We start from the raw sequence: 21,753 nt of genomic DNA on the forward strand, positions 1-21,753 counted from the left end.
ACTATTCTTTTTTGTTTATGAATTGGTATACTTGGGAGGCATCATTATTAAATGTTGCCAGTAAATAAGGTTGTCCCTGAACGGTTAGTATATTGAGATGCCGGACGGACTTCTGGATAAAGTCGAGTCCCAATCGGTCCCCCGAAATTACATCATTTTTACCTTTTATCATAGCCCCGGCAAATGCTCCGAGCCTCCCGTGATATGGTTTTACACCAAAATAATTGCCGCCTGCCAGGACCTCTTCCGTCCCGTCCCCGTCAAAATCATATTTAAGAAAAGACATGACAGGGGCGACCTGCAATTCCATCGGGAAGGGAACGAAAGTGAATTTACCTTCCCTGTTCTCCAGATATCCGGACCTCAATTCGGTTACCTCCAAAATGACTGCCTGCTTCAGTTGATCCCGTTCCAGAATTTCTTTGATGGGTTTTCCGGCGAAGGACCTGTATGTTGTGAATTTCTTCCTGAGGCTTACCATTTGATCGGCCAGGCCCTTCAACCCCTCTATAGGATAGTCTTTCCCTTCTTTTACCGTCGTCAGGATGGTTTCGGTATTCCCATTATTGTCGAAATCTCCGTAATAGAGCTTCATGGGGTCTTTCCCGGAAGCCTTGAACTTGGTGTTGAGACCCCAGTTCCCGAGTAGGTAATCAGTATCCCCGTCCTGGTCTATGTCAAAAGCGATCAGGCTTTCCCATAGCCCGGAAACAGGCATGTCCAGTACCCGATCCCGCACGAGTTTCCCCCCTTCGTTCTTAAAGAATACAGGGGATATCCATTCTCCCACTACGATAAGATCGGGCGTGCCATCCGCATTGTAATCGTCCCAGATAGCGCCTGTTACCATTCCTATATTTTCAAGGTCTTCGTTTTCAACTCTTTGCAATACCCCCTGGTTGTTCAAAAGGATAAAGGAATCGGGCGCTTTCCCAAAATCATTCGTGATCATCTGGTTGCCCACGAACAGGTCGATATCTCCATCCCCGTCAAAGTCGGCCGGGGCTACCACAGAAGCATTTTGAAAGGAGTCGGGCAGTGCCTGTTTGATGTAGGTTGAATCCCCTTTTAGAAAATAGGAATCCAGTAAAGGGACCATCTGATTGTAAAAATCAGCACCCCCGGTACCGATGTACAGGTCGTTCCTTCCGTCTTTATTAAGGTCTGCTATGACGGCGGAGATATCCTCGGTGATTGAATCCCGGGCGATACTCTCTATCTTTTTCTGCTCGAACCCCCCGTCGGTCTGGACGTAAATCCTGGGAGGATCAAATTTGGATCCGCCGAAAAAGACGTCTTCTTTCCCATCCCCGTCGAGATCCCCAACAGCTACCGCCGGCCCACGGTCGGAACACTGATACGGAATGAGTTTTTGCCGGTTGAAATCGAGGTAGGGATCTTCCCTGTGGACAAATTCCAGCCCTAAATTCCCCTCCACTTTTTTGAAAAGGGGACGTTTATTGGGTTTCAACCAGGGGGGACTAAAGGCTTGGCCCCCCTGTTGCTGTATGACCAGCGTCTGGTTTGGGGTTACATTTTTCAGGACCTGCGTGGTCCTATCTGGCCAGAGGATCCTCAGGGAATCGATGTTTTCGGTCGATCCGTAACCGAAATGGACCAGGGGTTCAGATGAGGCCTGGAACCCCCGTACGGTGTACATTTCCCGTGACTGAAGGATCCCCTGGTGGTAAGACAGGATTTTGGTTCCAATTCCAAAGGGATTTTTGCCCATGTATTTCAGTTTGATCTTGAGATAGCTGGCATCCGGCCCGGATTGGTTCACGTACAGAGAGGCTTCGCTGTTGACGTTGTTTACTACCAGGTCGAGGTCTCCGTCATTGTCCAGGTCGCCCAGGGCAGTGGCTCCGGAAACCAGAGTGTCCCTGGCGATCCAGTCCCGGGAGCGATCCTCGAACTGTGCGTTCTTCAATCCCTGAAAAATAAAATTATGGGTCCTTCCGGAAGGCATCATGTCCAGGGCTTCCTGGTCTACCAGCTTGGTATTGTCTATTTTCTTTTTGATCTGTTCATCGGAAACAAAGTTGATAAAATCCAGGTCGTTGGGCCGTTTCGGGATGCCGTTGGAAATAAATACATCCTGTTCCCCATCTGCATTGAAATCGGCGAATAAGGCACTCCAGCTCCAATCCGTGGCGGCAATGCCGCTCATCAGGGCCGTCTCTTCAAAACCGGATCCCGGCCTGTTGATCTGAAGCATATTCCTCGTAAACTGGTAATGGTATCCATACTGGTTTATGCGGAGTTTCTGTATCTGCACATCATCGTCCCCTTCGGAGGATTTAAGGACCGTCTCGTCTTCCGGAAGCATGTCCAGGGACAGGATGTCTGGCCAGCCGTCGTGGTTGATATCCGCGATATCATTACCCATGGAGAAGCGGGTTGTATGGGTGAAGTAGGTTTTGAGTTCTTCGGAAAAGGTACCGTCCCTGTTGTTGAGGTAGTAATAATCATCCTCGTGGAAATCATTTCCCACGTAAATATCCGGGTACCCATCCCCGTTGAAGTCGCTCACAGCGATCCCAAGGCCGTAACCGTTGACGCCCCCGAAAATTCCCGCCTCTTCGCTCACATCCGTAAACCTGTCGCCGTCATTGCGGAGCAACCTGTCCCCGGTCTGGAAATCGCGTTTATACCTCAGGTCTGCCTTGCCAAAGGATTCCTGGGTGTGCACGGCATGGTTGAGGAGGTAGAGGTCCAGATCCCCGTCCAGGTCGTAGTCCAGAAAAGCCGCGTTGGAACTGAAGGTGTCAAAATCCAGCCCATATTGGGCAGCACTTTCGGTAAATGTCAGGTCCCCGTTATTGATAAAGAGTTCGTTATAACCATTAAATCCGTTGATCCCTACTACCGCACAGACGTAGATATCGAGGAGGCCATCCCCGTTAACGTCTCCCATGACCGTTCCCGCATTCCAGGAACTATTGCCCCCTACACCGGCCTTATCGGTTATATCCTCGAACGTGAGGTTCCCTTTGTTGAGGTAGAGTTTGTTCTTCACCTGATTGCCCGAGAAGTAAATATCCGGAAGGTCATCGCCGTTGATATCGCCTATGGCAACCCCACCTCCATTGTAGAAGTAGAGGTAATCGAGGATGTTGAGGTCATCGGTCTCCGTGAGCGTATTGCTGAAGGTGATGCCTGTCTCGTCGGATGGGGGATTGGAAAAGAGATCCCCCTCCTTTTTTTTGCAGTTGAGCAGGAGTAGTAGAAGGCCGATAAGAATGACAATCCTATTCATTGATTTTGTAGATCTTAGGTTGGGAATCGTTGATCGCTGCGATCAGGAATAAACTGCCATTTCGGTCCTTGAACTGTCCCAGGTGTTTAACCTCATCCCGTATAAAGAATCCACTTCTGGTGTAGTCCTCCCAGTGGAAATCGAGGTCCTTGTTCCCGAGGAGCACATTTCCATAACTGGCGTCCAGCCTGGAGTACTGGGGTTTGAATTCGAAATTATTTCCTCCCATGATAAGATCCAGATACCCGTCATTGTTGATATCCGTGCAGGAGATCCCGCAAACACAGGACAGCTGCACCCTGGTGGGAAGGACCTTGGTGGTGAATTTCCCCCCTCCTTCATTGATAGCGATGACCGACTCCGAAATGGAGGATTTTTTCATGATCGAAGTTTGGATGACCCCCGGAGGCCAGAGCTCATCAATACTCCGCCTGGCATACTCAGAGGCCTTGAGGTTTTGCTTCTTCAGGGATACGATCTGATTAGTGAGCTCTTTTTTCTGATGCAAGGGGTAGTCCCTGCCATTTTCCTGCATGGTCACGATCTGTTCAATGGTACCGTTCCCGTCAAAATCATTCACCCATATTTTCATGGGTTTATCTGCTTCCGGCTTATAGTGCAGGTTAGCACCCTGGTTGCCAAGGATCAGGTCGTTGTCCCCGTCATTGTCGAGGTCCGCGACTTCCACCACGTTCCACCAACCGTCCATGCGGTCGAGGTCGGTCGACATTTTGGAAAGGCGCCTTCCGGAATTCCTGAAGATCTTTGGAGTTCCCCATTCTGAGACCGTGACCAGGTCCTTTCGGCCATCCCCGTCCATGTCTGCCCAGGTGGCATCTGTGATCATACCGGCATCCCTGAGGTCATAGGCCAGGCGTTCTGTGGCGTCACGGAAGGTCCCATCTCCATTGTTCTCGAGGAACAGGTGGTCAGGATCTACCCCATAGGTACCCACCACACTCCTGGAACCGATAAAGACATCCACATCCCCGTCCCCGTCAAAATCGTAAGGGGCTATGGTAGAGGTGTTTTTATAAGCAGAAGGCAAAGGCACTTCAGAACGTGAAAATTTGCCTTTTCCATCGTTGACATAAAGTCTGTTGCGGTACGAGAGTTCCTCCCCTACCTGGTTTCCTCCTGAACCCACCATTAGGTCCAGATCGCCGTCCCCATCTGCGTCGAAAAAGGAGGCCGAGGTATCTTCATATCCCAGGTCTTCGAGGAATGTACTTTCCGACAGGGGACGTACTTTTCCATTGCCCAGATGTTTGTAGAGGGTACCGGGCTGACCCGAGGCTCCACCCAGAAAGATATCTTCATTTCCGTCCCCGTCCACATCACCGATCGCAAGGGCCGGGCCTTCTTCGGATAGCAATTTGTAGATCAGGCCTTCGTAATCAAAATCGTTGTAATTGTTCTCCTGATGTGCCGCCAGGGTATTGTTGGGAACCTCCTGCAGCAACGGAATGATACGTTCGGGCTTTGGGGGCATATACGTACCTTCCGATTGATCATAGCTCAACAACAGGGTCTGGTCTGAGGCGATGTCCGCAAGCTTCTGGGTCCTGTCATCAGGCCAGATCACCCTCAGAGAATCAATCTTAGAGGTTTTGCCAAGGCCGATGGTCATGATGTAATCCATGGAGGACTGGAATCCTCTGGAGGGGATCAGTTCCTGGAAGATTACGGTATTCCCGAGGTAGAGATTCACCGTGGTCCCGATGGCGAATTTGTTCTTTTCGGGCCCCTGGAATTTCAGTTTGATGAAATGGTTCTCCGTCATGGAATCCGTATGGTTCTCGTAAAGGAAGGCCTCCATATTGACATTGCTTACAACGAGGTCGAGGTCCCCGTCATTGTCTAGGTCCCCATAGCCGGCACCATTCGACATGGTGGGTAACTCAAACCCCCAATCCTTATTGGCATTGGAGAATGTGAGGTCCCGGTTGTTCCTGTATGCGTAATTGGGTTGTGGCCTGATGGGCATTTTGTTGATGATGGAATCGATGGATTCCTTACGCCCGGTCAGGGCCATTTTCTGGATGATCTCATTGGCGAAGAAATCCACAAAATCGAGGTCAGTAAGATCGTGGTTGATGCCGTTGGTCACGAAGATGTCCCGGAACCCGTCATTGTCCATGTCGAACATGAGCCCGGCCCAACTCCAGTCGGTCGCATCTACCCCACTGAAGTAGGCGATCTCAGAAAAGGAGCCATTCCCGTTGTTCAACTGGAGGGTGTTCTGTATGTATTGCTGGTAAAAATCCTTTTCCTGTTTCAGACGAAAGACATCGTACCCGTCAAATTCCATGACCGATTTAACACGTTCATCTGCCTCCGGGAGCATGTCTGTGATAAAGATCTCGGCATGCCCGTCATTGTTGATATCGGCCATATCGATGCCCATGGCAGAAAGGGAAAGGTGGGAGGTCCAGCCCTTGATGTCTTCTGTGAAGGTACCATCCCGGTTATTGATATAGAGGTAGTCCCTTTCATAGAAATCATTGGAGACATAGATATCGGGGTACAGGTCCTTGTTGATATCCGTGATCATGATGCCGAGACCAAAACCGATCAGGCTCCCGTAGATCCCTGCCTGCTCGCTTACATCCACGAACTTTCCGTCATCATTCCTGAGGAGCATATCGCCTACACCCCTGAAAATATCGGGTACACCTTCCCAGTCCTGGGCCCTTACTTCCCGCTGGGCGGCGTATCCAAGGCTGCTCACGGGAATATTGCTGTTATTCAGGATATAGGCATCCAGGTCGCCATCCTTGTCGTAGTCAAAGAAGGAGGCATGGGTAGAGAACCCGGTTTTGGCAAGGTTGTACTCTGCCGCTCTCTCTGTAAACGTAAGGTCCCCGTTGTTGATGTAGAGGTCGTTGTCGTGGTTGTTTCCCTCCATATTCCCGGCATTGCTGACATAGATATCGAGCAGCCCATCCTGGTTTATATCGACCATTACCACTCCGGTAGACCAGGGCTTGCTTCCTTCCACCCCGGCAGAGGCCGAAATGTCTTGGAATTTCAGCCCCCCTTTGTTCAGGTAGAGTTTGTTGCTGACCATGTTCCCCGTGAGGTAGATATCGGGCAGGCCGTCGTTGTTGATATCGCCGATGGCGACCCCACCTCCGTTGTAGAAGTTCCTGTATTTAAAGATGTTGAAGTTCTTCTGATTTTCCACCACGTTTACAAAATCTATACCCGTTCTCGAAGAGGGGAGGAGGGAAAAGAGCGTCGGGGCAGCTTCCTCGGCCGCCTCTTTCTTCCCGCTTTCAGAAGTACAGGCCGCGAGCCAAAGGGTCATACCCAAAATAAGCAGCCGTCCTACATTCTTTGTTCTCATAGTACTTTCTCCTTGTTAGTCGTTAAAAATATGGGATGATCATCGTTGATGCCGATCACAAAATGGTCTGTACCGTTGATCTTTATTTTTACAATGCACCTGGCGGGGCCGGAAATGTCGATTTCCGGGGTAGGTTGCCATCGGAAGTTCCCTCTTTGATCATTTAGCAAAATTAAACCATGTGATGCGTCCATCCTACCCAATTGGGTGCTAATTTCATAGGTATTTCCAACGAGCAGCAGGTCTTTGAATCCATCCCCATTCAGGTCGTAGATAAGGATATCGTGGGTACTGCTCGCCTGAGCCAGGACCGGTAATTCCTTCCTGCTGAACCTGCCCTTACCGTCATTGGAGAAATACAGGGTCCCTAACTCATAGAGCTGTTTTTTCTGAGCTTTCGACAGGGCATTAGCCGGGAACAGGTCGTTGAGACCTGCCTTGGCAAAAGATGTATAGGAAAGGAATTTCTTGTTGAGATTGGGAAGTTGCTTAACTAATTCGTCCTTGGAAGCGAATGGGGTCTCTTCCTTTCCTTCGAAATAGGTGACCACGGGGTCTATGGTCCCGTTGTCGTCAAAATCCATCCTGTATAGGGTTATAGGTTTTGAAAGCGAAGCTTTGAGACGGGTATTAAGCCCCCAGTTTCCAGCAACAATATCCAGATCCCCATCTCCGTCGAAGTCGGCAGTTCTTACCGTATTCCACCATCCATGGGTTTTCTCCAGCCCAGTATTTTCCAGCTTTCGGAGGGTTCCCTTCTGGTTAATCAGGACGGTCAGGGGTTCCCAGTAACCTGCGGTGATCAGGTCCTCTTCCCCGTCCCGGTCCACATCGGCCCAGACAAAATCCTTTACACTGCCCAGGGAGGTAAAGGAGGCGAAACGCTCATCCCGGGCATGGGTAAACCTACCTTTGCCGTCATTCAGGAAAACAAACTGGGTGGAGGTGGACCCGAATTGCAGGGGCATCTGGTCTGAGGCGATCAGGACATCCAGGTCTCCGTCACCATCGATATCATGGGCGCCTGCCTTGGAGGCGTGCATCCAGATCCCTTTGAATTGATCCGGATCTTTCTTCAACTCTCCCTGATGATTGATATACAGGCGAGGTTGAAGCCTTATTCCACCGGGAAATTCATTTCCCCCGCTCACCACCAGGAGGTCTTCCCAACCATCTCCATTGGCATCGAAAAAGACCTGTGAGACATCTTCACTCAGGGCATCAACCTCGAATAGTTCCCTTTGGGTTTCGACAAAGCTTCCCGTCTCCGTCTGGAGGAAGAGTTGGGATGGCTGGGCTTTGGCTCCGGAGACAAAGAGATCCTCCCTTCCGTCCTTGTTAATATCCACAACTGAAATAGCCGGACCCTCATTGGTGTTTGCAAAGGGTACTAGCGGATCCCGTTCAAACTCCAGGGTAGCCGGCTCCCGGTGACGATAACCCAGGGTGAGTTCCGCTTCACTCAACGCAATAGCGGGCATTGGGGAAGTCAGGCTCGGAATAGGAGTGATGGCTCCCGACGCATACAGGGTCAGGGTGGTGTCTGCAGGCAGGTTCTTTAACACTTGTGTTTTTCCGCCCGGCCATCGGATGCGCAAGGAATCGATCTTCGTGTTTTTCCCCAGACCAAAGTGGAGGGTAGGGGTGATAGCCGAAAGGAACCCTCTGGTTGGGTAGTTTTCCCGGGTCTGTATCTCACCCATGATATAAAGATCGGCTACGGCCCCTATTCCGAAGGGATTCTTTCCCTCGCCTTTTAGGTCGAGTTTAAGGAAGTGATGATCATTATTTTTTACACCTTTGTTCTCCAGGACAAAGGCCGTTTCATCCACGTTGTTGACCACCAAATCCAGATCCCCATCATTGTCAAGATCGGCATAAGCTGCTCCGTTGCTGTAGGACGGGCGTTTTTCGAACCAGGAATTGGTAACGTCTTCAAAGGAGAGGTCGCCCTCGTTTTTAAGGAAGTAATTGGCAGCTTTTATCTGGGGGATCTCTTCAATAAAACTCATATCCTCGGCAGACATCCCTTGTTCCAATCTTTTTTGAATGGACTCATTGGCTATAAAACTGATAAAATCCATGTCATTAGTAGCTCTTTTGATCCCGTTGGTGATATAGAGGTCCTTGTAGGAATCATTGTCGAAGTCGGCCAGCAAAACACTCCATGACCATTCGGTAGCAGCGATTCCGGAGAGTTGTCCGATCTCACTAAACGTTTCGTTCCCGAGGTTTACGTGCAGGGTGTTTTGCATGTACTGGGGGGAGTACCCGTTCTTCAGATAGTACTGGTAGGTCGGGTAAGGAAACTCCAGGCCTGAGGTCTTGTAGGTCTCCAGATCTTCCGGAAGCATGTCGAGAGAGACGATGTCGGTGAGCCCGTCATTGTTGATATCGGCGATATCGTTTCCCATGGAATAGTGACTGGTGTGTCCCAAAGACCGGTCGTCTGAGGTGATGAGTTCCTTGAAAGTCCCGTCCCCCTGATTGATGTATACATAGTCGTTCTCAAAAAAATCGTTTCCTATGTACAGGTCCGGATATCCGTCCCTGTTTAGATCGCTCACTGTGATCCCCAGGCCGTACCCGATTCTCCCCTGGAAGATCCCGGCCTCTTCCGAAATGTTTGTATACTTCCCATCGTCATTGCGGAAGAGTTTGTCCCCGGAAGCAGGGTCGGGTTGCTGGCGTTGTGACCCTTTGCCATAAGTGAGGTTTGGATGGACGGAATGGTTTAGAAGAAACAGATCGAGATCTCCGTCCAGATCAAAGTCAAAAAATGAGGCCTGGGTGGAGAAACCCCTGAAATCCAGGTCATAGGATGCCGCGTCCTCTTGAAAGACAGGTATCCCCTCTTCATTTATACCCTGGTTGACGAAAAGGAGGTTCTTTCCCCGGATAGAGCGGTAATTTCCCACCTTGCAGACATAGATGTCCAGCCTGCCGTCGTGATTGATGTCTAGGTGGGTCACCCCGGTAGTCCAGTTTCCTGTATTCGCGATCCCCGCCTCGGCTGTAATATTCTTAAACCTGAGGTTTCCGAGGTTGAGGTAGAGTTGGTCTTCCGCCTGGTTGGCGGTAAAGTAGAGGTCAACGAGTCCGTCGTTGTTGAAATCTGCGGCAGCAACGCCTGCCCCGTTATAGAAATAGAGGTAATTCAGGATATTGAGTTCCGGGGATTCGGAAAGTGTATTCCGGAAGTCGACCCCGGTCCTGGATGCCTCCAGGGAAACGAATTGCCTGGGAGGGGTTTTGTCGCATCCGTAAGCCAGCAGACTCAGTCCAAAAATGTACCCGTAGATCTTTCTCATTATTCACCTGAAAACGGGCCTCAAGATACTCATTCCCTGAGGAAGATGGAAGGCAGGCCCGTCTACATTTGGCCTGGGGAAGCGTTAAAAAGGTTATGGAAAAATTAATAATATTTAATTGCTGGATAATTTTATAAATAATCCGATATATTTAAAGGATCAAACGAACAAACTAACCAGGTTATGATAGGTATACTATCCTTCGTCGGCTTCACCTCTTTGGTGGCCATCATTTCTTATTTTGCAACACGGACTACAGATGAAACCTCCTCGGATGGATACTTCCTCGGGGGAAGAAGCCTTACGGCAGGGGTCATAGCGGGTTCTCTTTTGTTGACCAACCTTTCCACGGAGCAGATCGTCGGCCTGAATGGGAGTGCCTATAAGGACGGACTTTCGGTTATGGCCTGGGAAACTTTGGCGGCTATTGCCATAGTTGTTACCGCCATCTTCTTGTTACCGCGTTACCTGAAAGGAGGTCTTACCACGGTGCCCCAGTTCCTGGCCAAAAGGTTTGATGTTTCTACGAAGACCATCACCTCCGCTCTGTTTCTTACGGGATATGTAGTGGTACTGTTGCCGGTTATCCTTTATTCCGGATCCGTGGCCATCAGTGGGATGTTCAATGTGCCGGAATTGCTGAATGTTTCCGATAAGACGGCCCTTGTGATCTGTATCTGGGGAATAGGGATCGTGGGGTCTATCTATGCTGTTTTCGGCGGACTCAAGGCTGTGGCGGTCTCTGATAGTATCAACGCCATAGGCCTAATTCTGGGAGGTATTCTCATTCCTGTATTTGGTTTGATGGCTATAGGCGACGGCAGTGTATTTCAGGGTTTGGAGACCCTTATGGCGACCAATCCGGAGAGATTCGACTCCACAGGGGAACCGGGGCAGGAAGTACCCTTTTCCACCATTTTTACCGGGATGATGCTGGTTCAGTTGTTTTACTGGGGTACGAATCAACAGATCATACAGCGTGCGCTCGCGGCCAAGAACCTGGCAGAAGGGCAAAAAGGGATGTTGCTCGCTTCTTTCCTGAAGATCCTGGGGCCTATCATACTCGTGTTACCGGGGATGATCGCCTATCATTATTTCGAAGGTGGACTTGCCTCAAGTGACCTGGCCTATCCGGAGCTGGTAAGGGCTGTATTGCCCAAGCCCCTGATCGGTTTTTTTGCGGCTGTGCTCTTCGGGGCTATCCTGAGTTCATTTAATAGTGTCCTGAACAGTTCTGTAACCCTTTTTGGGATCGATATTTACAAGCAGCATATTAATCAGGACGCGCCCGAAAAAACGGTGGTACGGTACGGGAAGATCTTTGGGATCATCCTGGCTTTGGCCGCCATGTTTATAGCCCCCATGATCGCAAATGCGGGAAGCCTCTTCAATTATCTCCAGGAGATAAACGGCATCTACAGTATTCCTATCCTTACCATCATCGTGATCGGGTATACCACGAAGCGGGTACCTGCCATAGCGGCCAAGATTGGGATCATTTCAGGGTCCTTACTGTATATCATTTCACAGTTCTGGCTTCAACCCAGGTACGTCGATGCCGCAATGGAGGAAGCAATGGCCCAGGGGATCACCGATCCGGCCGAGCTGGGGCTCATACAGGCTGATGCCTATCCGCATTATCTCCATGTAATGGCTATTTTGTTTTTAGCCAATATGGGGATCATGCTGCTGATCGGTAAATTCAAACCAAGACCTACGCCTTATGTCCAGGAATATACCAAGCAAGTGGAGATCACCCCTTACCGATATGTAAAACAGGCCGGGTTGGCGATTGTGTTGATAGTGGTCGGTATTTATATCTATTTTGCAAAGTAAGACCGGTTGCTTGCGGTTGACCTCTAACTGAATGCGGAAGGATTCTATTTAATTACAGGTATTGGTTGATGATGTTTTCTAGCAGTTCCTGTTTACCGCTTTTCGGAGGTACTTCACCATATTCAAGTGCCAGTTCATAGAGGTCCGTAAAGGATAATCCACCGGCTTCGAAGGCTTTCCCTTTGCCCGTATCAAATGAGGCATAACGATCCTTTCGCAAGGCTTCATAAGGACTTTCTTTGAGGATCCTGTCAGCGGTGAGAAGTGCCCGGGCAAAGATATCCGCTCCTCCAATATGGGCGTAGAACAGGTCTGCAGGATCAGTAGAATTGCGCCGTATTTTGGCGTCAAAATTAATACCCCCTCCCTGGAGTCCACCTGCTTGGAGGAAAACCAACATGGCTTCGGTAACCTCGTAGAGATTGTTTGGGAATTGATCGGTATCCCATCCGTTCTGATAATCCCCTCTATTTGCATCAAGGCTTCCAAGCATATTATGAGAGGCAGCCACAGCCATTTCATGTTGCATGGTGTGATTGGCAAGCGTGGCGTGGTTAAATTCAAGGTTTATTTTAAAATCGTCCTGTAATCCGTATTCCTTTAGAAAACCAATGACGGTTGAGGCGTCAAAATCGTACTGATGTTTCATGGGTTCCATGGGTTTGGGCTCCACAAAAAATTGCCCCTTAAAACCATTTTTTCTGCCATAATCCCGTGCCATTACCAAAAATTGACCCATATGATCAATTTCGCGTTTCATGTCTGTATTAAGGAGCGACATATATCCTTCGCGCCCTCCCCAAAAAACATAATTCTCACCCTTAAGGGCGATGGTGATGTCCAATGCTAATTTGACCTGTGCTCCGGCTCTTGCTACAACTCTAAAGTCAGGGTTTGTACTCGCTCCATTCATGTAGCGGGGATGCGAGAACAGGTTAGCCGTTCCCCATAGTACCCCTACGCCAGACTCCCTTTGTTTTTCAGATATATACTCCCCTATCTGCCGAAGACGGGATTCGGATTCTTTCAGACTATTTCCTTCCTGAATCAGATCAAAATCGTGAAAGCAGAAATAGGCAAATCCCATTTTAGTGATAAACTCAAAGGCCGCATCGGCTTTTGCCCTGGCGGCCTCAAGCGGATCCGCAAGCTGGTCCCAGGGATAGTTCTGAGTGGCGCCTCCGAAGGGATCTGTGCCCTGTCCGCAGAAGGAATGCCAATAGGCTACCGCGAATCTAAAGTGGTCCTTCATGGATTTGCCGGCGACCTTTTGATCTGCATCATAGTATTTATACGCCAGGGGATTATCTGAACCATTTCCTTCATAAGGGATATGGTCGATGCCTTTAAAGTATTCTACCTTACCAATTACTGCCATTTTTTTATAATTAGAGTTCATTAACGAGAGTTGATTTCCAGGCTGTGTATGCATCCCTGACCTGGGAGGGTTCCTGTAACGGATATACAGTCTCCCGATGATCGTTATCGGTTAACAGCCTGCTATAGTTTGTGATCCCTTTTTCGGGGATGATGCAGGCCCGGGCTGCACCAACAGCCCCCGTAGCGTTGTACAATTCTATGGGGTGGCCGATCAGGGTGCTGATGGTTGATGAAAAAACGGCCGACTGAAACAGGTTGTCAAAACCGGCCCGAAACACCTCAGGCTTAAGACCCTCGTCCATGAGCAGCTCTATACCGTAAACAAAAGCAAAAGCAATTCCTTCGAGGGCCGCCCTGCACATATGTGCTTTGGTATGGCGGTTAAGGTTGAGGTGAATGATACGCGCTCCCAGATCTTTGTTAAAAAGCAAGCGTTCCGACCCATTGCCAAAAGGGAGGATCAACAGACCGTCGGATCCAACAGGCACTGATTCTGCGAGTCGGTTCATCTCTTCATAACTCTCTATATCCAAGTTGTCCCTTAACCATCGGTATAGGATTCCGGCGCCGTTGAGGCAGATCAATTTACCTAGAACCGGTGTTTTTCTGGTATACGTGACGTGGGCGAATGTATTTATTCGTGAAATCTCCTCACCATTCATATGATCAACTATAGCATAAGTGACCCCGGAAGTACCGCAGGTCATGGCCACTTCTCCTGGGTTGAGAACAGAAAGGGTGAGTGCATTGTTCGGCTGGTCTCCCGCCCTGTACAACACGGGTGTTCCTTCCGCGAGACCGACATTTTCTGATGCATTTCGCGAAACCTTTCCTTGTTGGCCAAATGTGGGCACCAATGGAGGCAGGGATTCCGTCTTTAATCCCAGGTGTTCCATCAGCCATGAAGCGACTTCACCTTTTTGATAATCCCAAAAAATTCCTTCTGATAATCCTGGGATAGTTGTATTGATGGTATTGGTCAGTTTGTAAGCAATATAGTCGCCGGGCAGAAGAACGTATCTAACCTTAGCATAGAGATCCGGTTCATTGTCTTTGACCCATTTAAGCTTGGAAATGGTAAGATTACCCGGGGCATTGAGAAGGCTGTGGGCACACAAATCCTGTCCAAGATCCTGTAAGGCTTTGTCTCCTATGGAAACAGCTCTGCTGTCGCACCAGATGATGGCATTTCTCAATAATTTGCCCTGAGCATCTAATAATACCAGCCCATGCATCTGATAGGCTATCCCGATCCCTGTGATACGCTGGGGATCTATTTTGTGAGCCTGAAGTAAATTTTGAGTAGCGTGTACAATATGAATCCACCAATCTTCCGGATTCTGCTCTGCCCAACCGGAATAGGGGCTAAGTATAGTCATTTCCTCCTCCGGTTCTTTGCGGAGACCCAAGACCCTTCCCGTGTGACACTCCACTATAGCTGCCTTTACTGAGGAGCTGCCTATATCGTATCCCAGGTAATACATAGGGGGTATAACTGTGAGACCTTAAGGTAGGATATTCCCAATGAAAGGGCAAATGAATTGAAAGGGTTTTACGGTGTGTACGAGAGTAGCCTAAGAAAAAACCCCGGCATTTGCCGGGGTTTTAATTTATCCTGAATTATAATCTAGTAACCTGGGTTCTGTACCAGATTCGGGTTGGCCAATAACTGAGCAGGCGGAATTGGGAATAGGTTTCTATTTGCATTTCCAATTTCACTGGACTCTTTAAATAACCAGTCTCTGGTGAATTGACCGAAGCGGATAAGGTCATTCCTTCTCCATACTTCCTGGTACAATTCGCGCCCTCTTTCGTCTATAAGTTCTTGCGCTCCTACAGAGCCGAGTGGGGTTGCTCCCCTAAGAACTCTGAGTTCGTTTACCATGGCTGTTGGATCTCCTCCACTTCGCAACATGGCTTCTGCCTTCATCAGGTGTGCGTCTGCATATCGGAATACGACTTCGTGTCCGGCAAATCCACCGCCATAACGAGGGTTGTATTTCATTACACGGATCCCGGTGGTCTCATCGTTGTTGATGAAACTGGAAGCTCCTGTACCATCCACAAAATCTCTTTTGAAGGTTAATGGAGCACCGGCCCTGTCAGTCAGCGGGGTCCCGTCAAGGGCGTATTGCTGCCCAATCAGGTATCCGAATCCAACATTGGAACCGTCTTCAAGGCCTCCATTGTCAGTGGTTCCTGGTTCTCCGGTGTAAGGCTTACCAGCGGATGGAACACCACCTCTTCTTTCTTCCTGTCCATCCAGCGGATTGCCATTGACATCGGCGCGGTTGCTGTTGGGATCTCCTTCATAAAGATCGTAGTACTCAGCCAGAGTGCTGAATCCGTTCCAACCACCTCCACTGATAGCAGTAGAGTTGTAGTGCAGACCGTTAAAGATCCTGTTCCCTGTAGCTAAAGCAGACAGAGACCAAATGGTTTCAGTGTTGCCACCTGTAGTGGCAGGATCACGGAAAAGATCAAAGAACCCGGCCTGCAGGGCAAAGCCGTCGTCAGCGATCTGATCAACCAGGGCGATAACCTGGTTCATGTCTCCGGTATCGGGGCTTCCACCCAGATAGATGTGTTTGTTCAGCAACACTTTAGCCTTGAGATAGCGGGCAGCGGCCTTGCTGGCGCGGTTCAATGTGGCACCACTTCCGGCAGCCACTGTTGGCAGGTTAGCAATAGCCTGATCCAAATCAGCCAGGATAAAGTCGACAGCGGCCTGTCCTGTAAGGACTTCCGGCAGGGAAGAACTTGGCAAACTGGTGTCTCTGAAAGGCACCTGGCCGTAATTGTCCAGGATCACCCACATACTGTATGCCCTGATAAAACTGGCGTCTCCAATATTCTGGGCAGAGGGGTTACTTCTGGAATCCAGGACTCGAGAGGCTCCCAGCTGGTTACCGTTGAACTGGTTCCACACAGTACCGATAAAGGCGTGTTCCCCATTCCAGGAATGGTTGTGGAGAACCCTCCAAAGACCGTTATCCCCCCAGTCAGTTCCCCTGGTCGGTACCAGGGCAGCGTCTGTGGTTACTTCTTGTAAGGCAAAGAAATTCGCCTGGTCACCATATTGCCCCCCTAAAGAACTGTAGAGTCCGTCAATTGCAGAAGACGGGTCTGCTAGTCCCTGGAAGCCCTCACTGATGATGGAATCAGTAGCTTCTATCTCCAGGTTCGTACAGGCAGACAGACCTATCACGGAGGCGATGGTTAGAAAATAAATTTTGAATTGATTTCTTTTCATGATATTCAATTTTTTTAATTAGAAGGAAGCATTTAATCCAAATGTTATTGTTCTTGGGTTCGGGAATCCTGCCCAGTCAATACCCCTTGTGGGAACCCCTGATCCAAGGTCGCCCGTTGGAACGGTGATCTCAGGATCGAGTCCGGAGTAATCCGTAATGAGGAACAAGTTCTGACCGGTTACGGAAAGCCTCAAGGTTTTGAAAAGACCGTCACCCGATAGAGGCACATTGTACCCAAGGGTTGCGTTTTGCATCCTCACAAAATCTCCTTTCTCTAGGAACCTCGTAGAAACATCGGCAGAAGCACCGCCGTTCTCACCACTCGTAACCACATCCTGTGTGACGTTACGCGCGTTGTTGATGGATCCTCCGGTAAAGAATCCGTTGGCTGTGTTATTGTACACAGAGAAGCCGAATTGACCTGAGAAGTAAGCCGCAGCATCCCAGTTTCCAGTCCTGAAATTCAGAGAAAGACCTGATGTGATATCGGGGAGTGCATCTTCACCTACAAAGGTCTGGTCTGCAATGGGGTCACCCACTCCATTCCCGTCGACATCGCGGTATACTGGGAATCCATTGCTGTCAAAGCCTTCAAAGATAGCCATGTAATAAGAGAACAGTGACCTTCCTGCTTCAAATCGCTGGGCAAAAGCTCCTGAAAGACCTTGACCGTTGATCTCACCTGTATTGATAGCACTGGCAAAATCCTGTACCTCGTTATCGTTGTAAGCGATGTTGAAAGAAGCAGAGAACGTGGTATTCTGGGTCTGTACAAAATCGTAACCTATCGCAAACTCAATACCCTGGTTCAGGATGGAAGCATCTACGTTACCGAACTGGAATGGATCCACTGCTGGAGCAGCAGGGGGAGTCCTCAGCAATACATCGCTGGTTTTGTTTCGGTACACATCGATACTACCTGAGAGGCGGTCTGAGTTGAAACCGAAATCAAAACCAACGTTCAGGTTAAGGGTTTCTTCCCACTTCAGATCTGGTACATCCGTGGCCACAATATTCAAACCACTTTGGTTGACCTGGTAGTTACCTTGAACGCCTAACCCTCCAAAACGCTGACGGGCCACGAAGTTACCGTATCCCAGGCCTTCCTGGTTACCCACCAGACCACCACTTAAACGGAGCTTCATGGTAGATACGTTGTCTCCCAGGAATCCTTCTTCATTGAGCTTCCAGGCAAAGGCACCGGAAGGGAAATATCCGTACTGGTTTTCAGGACCAAAACGGGAAGATCCGTCCGCCCTCATAGTGGCGGTGAAGAGGTATTTATTATTCAGGCTGTAGTTGACACGAGCAAAGAAAGACTGCAGCTCATCTGTATTGTTAAATTTGTCTGCGGTCATACCTTGTACCAGTCTGTCAAAGCCAAAACCAATATTTTCACCAGCAACCACAATAGGCTGTATCCTGTTTACGATCAGTCCGGTAGTATTGGATCCGTAATAATATTGTTGGTAAGTTCCGTCAATAGTTTGGGCAGCTCCATTCACAGTAGCTCTTAGGTCTGCTCCCATTTCATTGAGGTCTGTGGTTGAGAATCCGCGACCCTGCGCATTCCTTCCGCTAACATTAAAATCCTGGAATGAGTATCCAACCAGGGCGTCGATGTTTGAATTGCCAAAATCCTTTTTGAAATTCAGAGTGGCTTCCAAAAGGTGGTTCTCTCGAGCCAACGTATTGTAAACACCAAAACCCTGTCCGGATATGTCCGTGAAGCTCAACAGGTTTCCAGAAAGTACTGAGGTGTTTTCCCCTTCAGACTTATCGTAGCCCATATTGATTTTACCGGTCAGCTCAGGAGTGAACTTATAATCGATAGATCCGTTCACGAGGATCCTATTGGTATTCGTGCGGTTCTGCGTATTGGCCAGGTAGTTAGCTGGCTTGATCTGAGTTCCTCCGTCATTAAATGTAGAGCTGGAAGGCCAGGTTGGGTTCGCAGAATAGCTGGCTCCCAGGATATCCCCGCGGAAACCGGCCCCACCACTCAAGGGAGCAGTTTCGTCATTTACCCTGGAGATCGTGGCCTGAAGACCAAGGGTCAGTTTGTCATCGAGGAAACGATGTGTCCAGTTCAATCTTCCTGTTATCCTTTCCAGGCTGGTCTTTTCAACCACACCGAATTGCTTCTGATACCCGAAAGTACCCCTGATATTTCCTTTTCCGTAGTTGTTGGAATAGGAAACATTCTGGTTTTGGGAAGCTACCGTACGGGTGATGAAATCCTGCCAATCGGTATTGCCACCAAAATTAACGGCAGATGCGTTACCTCCATAAAGCGTAACAGCATCCAGGAACTCATTCTTGTTTAGAAGATCATAACGGTTAGCCGGGGTGGCGATGCTCAGGGAAGAAGCGAATTCCACTTTTCCACCGGAACTGCCCTTACCGCTTTTAGTTGTGATGATTACAACCCCGTTGGCACCCCTGGATCCATAAATGGCTGTTGCAGAGGCATCTTTTAAGATACTGATGCTTTCAATATCAGAAGGGTTAAGGAAGTTCAGTGGGTTTCTAACTGCACTACCACCGTTACCCGTGTCACCTCCTGGAGAGGTGCTTCCACCGGCCAGAGGCACTCCATCCACAACGAAGAGCGGATTGTTGTCACCCCTTACCGAGTTGGATCCACGAATGTTGACCTGGATACCTGCACCAGGCTCACCACTGGTCTGCTGGATGTTTACCCCCGCAGTCTTACCCTGGATCAATTGTTCTGGAGATGAAATCACACCTCCGTTAAAGTCTTCAGAAGAAACGGCTGTCACGGCTCCCGTTGCATCCTTCACGGTAGTGGTACCATAACCGATGATCACCACTTCGTCCAATGCCTGGGCATCTTCCTCAAGGACCACATTGATCGTGGAGCGTCCGTTAACGGCGATCTCCTGTGTTTTGTACCCAATGTAGCTAAAGACGAGAACAGCATTGCTGCCTACGTTGCTTAAGCTGTAATTACCATCAAAGTCTGTCTGCGTACCATTCGTAGTGCCTTGAACTACAATACTTGCCCCCGGTAGAGGACCATTGGCATCAGAAACAGTACCTGATACATCTTGCGCCTTAACCAATCCGAAGCTCAAGATCGCTCCAAACAGCATAAGACCTTTTAGTAGTGTAATCTTCATAAAGAGTTAATTTAAGTTTAGTTAATTTAATTCAAGCGTTAAACATATATAAAAAAAATGTTAATATTCGAAAACACGGGACACCACCGTATACGAAAACGGTTTCGTGTTGATAACTTTTTAAAACATGGCAATTTAACAAATTAAGCCTCCACGTTCCAAATATATCCTAATTATGGGGTGTTTTAATTATCGAATTCGAAACAAATATAATAATTTTTCATTGCGGCCTCCGAAAAATATTGATTTCGAGAAGAATACTTCCCTCCTGAAAGTGTTAAAAAAGCCGATTTTTTAACACGGCTTTATGTACCTTTAAATATCGTGTAATAGAGAACAGATCCGATTGAAACGCAAGATCACCTTAAAGCACATTGCCAGGGAACTGGATGTTTCCATTTCCACGGTATCCAAGGCGCTCAAGAACAGTGAGGAGATCGGACAGGATACCAAGGAGAAGATCCAGGCCTTTGCCAAACTCTACAACTACCGGCCTAACAATATTGCGATCAGCCTAAAGAACAAAAGGACCAAGAATATAGGCGTGATCATCCCTGACATCGTCCACCATTTTTTTACAACGGTTTTCAGGGGCATTGAGCAGTACGCCAATAACAAGGGATACAACGTGATCGTCTGCGTTTCGGATGAATCCTTTGACAAGGAGGTCATCAATATGGAAATGCTAGCCAATGGCAGCATTGACGGTTTTATCATGGCCCTGGCCGGGGAAACCCAGCTCAAGAACGATTTCAACCACCTCAAGGAGGTGACCGAACAGGGGATTCCTCTTGTTCTGTTCGACAGAGTTACAGAGGACGTGCAATGCGATAAGGTCATCATCAATGATGAGGAAGCTGCTTACCAGGCCGTTAAAAAGCTGATCGCTTCAGGCCGCAGGAAGATCGCCCTGGTGACCACAGAAGGCTATCTGAACGTAAGCGCCAAAAGGGCAGAGGGATATTTTCGCGCACTGAAAGAACACCATTTGCCGATCGACAAGGATATGATCCTGGAATTACCCTACCAAAAGGATAATGAAAAGAAAAGTGAGGAGTTCTTTCGGAACAGATCGATTGATGCCGTGCTTTGCGTCAATGAGATCTTTGCGGTAAAATGCATGGGGATCGTACAAAGGTCCGGAAAACGCGTTCCGGATGATATTGCCTTTATCGGTTTCACGGACGGGATCCTCTCTCGCCTATCTACCCCTACGTTGTCCTCAGTGGACCAACACGGGGAGCTTATGGGTGAAACCGCAGCGAGGATGCTCATCGAAAAAATCGAACGCGATCACGACCAGGAAGAGGAAGAGATCTTTCAGACCCGGATTATCAGTGCGACTTTAGTGGAACGGGAATCTACCCTGGGCTCTTTGAAGTAGGGCTTATACAATCCTGCTATATATAAAGGTATAGGTACGTACGAGAAACCTTTAAAAGCAATCGACTTGCGCACTATTCAGGTATTCGGACATCTTCGTATATTGGCCGTGCATATATCAGCCCTCCATATTCCCTACCCGGGAAATGGATAACCTTTTTGAAACCACTTATTCAGGAATGCATCACAAAGGATTTATTTTTGACCTGGACGGTGTCATCGTCGACACCGCTAAATACCACTATCTGGCCTGGAAACACCTGGCTGACGAACTGGGTATCCCCTTTACGGAAGAGCAAAATGAGCAATTTAAAGGGGTGAGCCGGAAAAGATGCCTGGAGATCCTCCTGGAATGGGGCAACCTGAAGGTCTCCAGGGAACAATTCGATTCCTGGCTGACAGAGAAAAACCAGGATTACCTGCAATACATTGAAAAGATGACGGAAGATGAGGTGCTCCCTGACGTCCCCAAGGTACTCAATTTCCTGAAAGCACACGGTGTCCCCATGGGCTTGGGATCTGCCAGTAAAAATGCCCGTCCTATATTGAAAAAAGTGGGACTAATTCCTTATTTTAACACCATTGTAGATGGAACTCAGGTAAGCAAGGCGAAACCGGACCCCGAAGTCTTCATGATTGCGGCAGGTGATCTGAAGCTGCCTCCCCGGGATTGCATTGTGTTCGAAGATGCTATCGCGGGGATAGAGGCCGCCAATATTGCCGGCATGACCAGCATCGGAATCGGAGACCCGGAAACCCTTTCAGGGGCAAAGTATGTCTTTAAAGATTTTACCGAGATCGATCTCGACTTTATTAAAGAACTAGCAGAATTATAGAT

General features: G+C 48.8%; 10 protein-coding genes. 3 read left to right on the top strand and 7 right to left on the bottom strand.

The window, feature by feature from the left end; all coding sequences use genetic code 11:
* Window position 1: 1 nt before the first annotated feature.
* Genes GWK09_RS07390 through GWK09_RS07400 form a run of 3 tightly spaced genes read right to left on the bottom strand, consistent with a single transcriptional unit; the run spans window position 2 to window position 9,919 of the window.
* On the bottom strand, window positions 2-3,259 hold the full coding sequence (locus GWK09_RS07390) for a VCBS repeat-containing protein (RefSeq protein WP_163692345.1): 3,258 nt from the start codon (window positions 3,257-3,259) through the stop codon (window positions 2-4).
* On the bottom strand, window positions 3,252-6,608 hold the full coding sequence (locus tag GWK09_RS07395) for a VCBS repeat-containing protein (protein ID WP_163692346.1): 3,357 nt from the start codon (window positions 6,606-6,608) through the stop codon (window positions 3,252-3,254). Before GWK09_RS07395 ends, GWK09_RS07390 begins: the two co-directional genes overlap by 8 nt.
* The gene (locus GWK09_RS07400; RefSeq protein WP_163692347.1) at window positions 6,605-9,919 is read right to left on the bottom strand and encodes a VCBS repeat-containing protein; all 3,315 of its coding nucleotides are present in this window, start codon (window positions 9,917-9,919) and stop codon (window positions 6,605-6,607) included. Before GWK09_RS07400 ends, GWK09_RS07395 begins: the two co-directional genes overlap by 4 nt.
* Before the next feature lie 183 nt (window positions 9,920-10,102).
* On the opposite strand from GWK09_RS07400, the gene GWK09_RS07405 reads away from it, so the two are divergent.
* Entirely contained in the window at window positions 10,103-11,755 is a 1,653-nt protein-coding gene (locus GWK09_RS07405; protein ID WP_163692348.1) for a solute:sodium symporter family transporter, read from the top strand.
* A gap of 52 nt (window positions 11,756-11,807) precedes the next feature.
* Here the strand turns inward: GWK09_RS07405 and xylA are convergent, their stop codons facing one another.
* The 4 genes from xylA to GWK09_RS07425 form a co-directional block, all read right to left on the bottom strand.
* Entirely contained in the window at window positions 11,808-13,133 is a 1,326-nt protein-coding gene (gene xylA / locus GWK09_RS07410) for a xylose isomerase (protein WP_163692349.1), read from the bottom strand.
* Between the two features lie 10 nt (window positions 13,134-13,143).
* Window positions 13,144-14,619 carry a xylulokinase gene (locus GWK09_RS07415; protein WP_163692350.1) on the bottom strand — a complete coding sequence of 492 codons (1,476 nt, stop codon included), beginning with the start codon at window positions 14,617-14,619 and terminating at the stop codon, window positions 13,144-13,146.
* 143 nt (window positions 14,620-14,762) lie between these two features.
* A complete protein-coding gene (locus tag GWK09_RS07420; RefSeq protein ID WP_163692351.1) occupies window positions 14,763-16,388 on the bottom strand; it encodes a RagB/SusD family nutrient uptake outer membrane protein in 1,626 nt (541 codons plus the stop codon).
* Between the two features lie 18 nt (window positions 16,389-16,406).
* Entirely contained in the window at window positions 16,407-19,532 is a 3,126-nt protein-coding gene (locus GWK09_RS07425; RefSeq protein WP_163692352.1) for a SusC/RagA family TonB-linked outer membrane protein, read from the bottom strand.
* A gap of 346 nt (window positions 19,533-19,878) precedes the next feature.
* Here GWK09_RS07425 and GWK09_RS07430 point away from each other — a divergent pair, with 346 nt between their 5' ends.
* Window positions 19,879-20,916 carry a LacI family DNA-binding transcriptional regulator gene (locus GWK09_RS07430; RefSeq protein WP_163692353.1) on the top strand — a complete coding sequence of 346 codons (1,038 nt, stop codon included), beginning with the start codon at window positions 19,879-19,881 and terminating at the stop codon, window positions 20,914-20,916.
* A 178-nt stretch (window positions 20,917-21,094) separates the two neighbouring features.
* On the top strand, window positions 21,095-21,751 hold the full coding sequence (pgmB, locus tag GWK09_RS07435) for a beta-phosphoglucomutase (protein WP_163692354.1): 657 nt from the start codon (window positions 21,095-21,097) through the stop codon (window positions 21,749-21,751).
* The last annotated feature ends 2 nt before the right edge of the window (window positions 21,752-21,753 follow it).

This window comes from Muriicola jejuensis (assembly GCF_010671595.1).
Classification (GTDB): Bacteria; Bacteroidota; Bacteroidia; order Flavobacteriales; family Flavobacteriaceae; genus Muriicola; species Muriicola jejuensis.

Coding starts and splice junctions, on each gene's coding strand:
- GWK09_RS07405 (WP_163692348.1), top strand. CDS start 10,103: ATGATAGGTATACTATCCTTCGTCGGCTTCACCTCTTTGGTGGCCATC.
- GWK09_RS07390 (WP_163692345.1), bottom strand. CDS start 3,259: ATGAATAGGATTGTCATTCTTATCGGCCTTCTACTACTCCTGCTCAAC.
- GWK09_RS07420 (WP_163692351.1), bottom strand. CDS start 16,388: ATGAAAAGAAATCAATTCAAAATTTATTTTCTAACCATCGCCTCCGTG.
- GWK09_RS07425 (WP_163692352.1), bottom strand. CDS start 19,532: ATGAAGATTACACTACTAAAAGGTCTTATGCTGTTTGGAGCGATCTTG.
- pgmB (WP_163692354.1), top strand. CDS start 21,095: ATGCATCACAAAGGATTTATTTTTGACCTGGACGGTGTCATCGTCGAC.
- GWK09_RS07415 (WP_163692350.1), bottom strand. CDS start 14,619: ATGTATTACCTGGGATACGATATAGGCAGCTCCTCAGTAAAGGCAGCT.
- xylA (WP_163692349.1), bottom strand. CDS start 13,133: ATGGCAGTAATTGGTAAGGTAGAATACTTTAAAGGCATCGACCATATC.
- GWK09_RS07395 (WP_163692346.1), bottom strand. CDS start 6,608: ATGAGAACAAAGAATGTAGGACGGCTGCTTATTTTGGGTATGACCCTT.
- GWK09_RS07400 (WP_163692347.1), bottom strand. CDS start 9,919: ATGAGAAAGATCTACGGGTACATTTTTGGACTGAGTCTGCTGGCTTAC.